General features: G+C 63.1%; 1 pseudogene. It reads right to left on the bottom strand.

Going from position 1 to position 548, the window contains the following annotated elements:
• Positions 1–350: 350 nt before the first annotated feature.
• Positions 351–548, bottom strand: a pseudogene (locus ACWKV5_RS29660) (LysR family transcriptional regulator); the annotation flags it as partial.

Below are 548 nucleotides of genomic sequence, written 5' to 3'. Positions count from 1 at the left end.
CGAAATCGGCAACGCCATGTAATGCAAGCCGATGCGGGCGTTTCGGACGCCACCGCTTGGCGCATCCACTGCGGCTGAGCGAAGGCGTCATCGGTGCACCGCATCACATTGCATCGCCCATGAACGAGCCCCCATTGCGGGGCTTTTTCATGGGGCAAACTTTTGACGAATCCCAGCTAGGGCAACGCCGAATAAGTCCCCGCAGTGGCGCACGCCCTGATTTGGGATGGGATGCAAGGCGCAAACCACAGCGATAGCCGTAGCTATCGCGAGGATTTGCAACGCGGCAGACCGCCCAAAGCAGGGGTGCGCGGTGCGCGAGGGACTTGTTCAGCGTTGCCCTAGGTCTGTCAGGACGGCCCCATGCGGCCCGACGAACGTTCCAGCAGGGTTTCCAGCACCTCGATACGGTGCCGATGCCGGGTGGTGATGGCGTAGAAATGCTCCTGCAGCCCGGCGGAGTAGCCCACCTTGACGAGGATGCCCGTGCGCAACTCGTCCTGAACCACCACCTCGGGCAGCACGGTCAGCCAGCCGCTGTCACGGGC

This window comes from Pseudomonas oplopanacis (genome assembly GCF_057128725.1).
The sequence above is the reverse complement of the archived record's forward strand: the minus strand, read 5'-3'. Positions and strand labels throughout refer to the sequence as shown.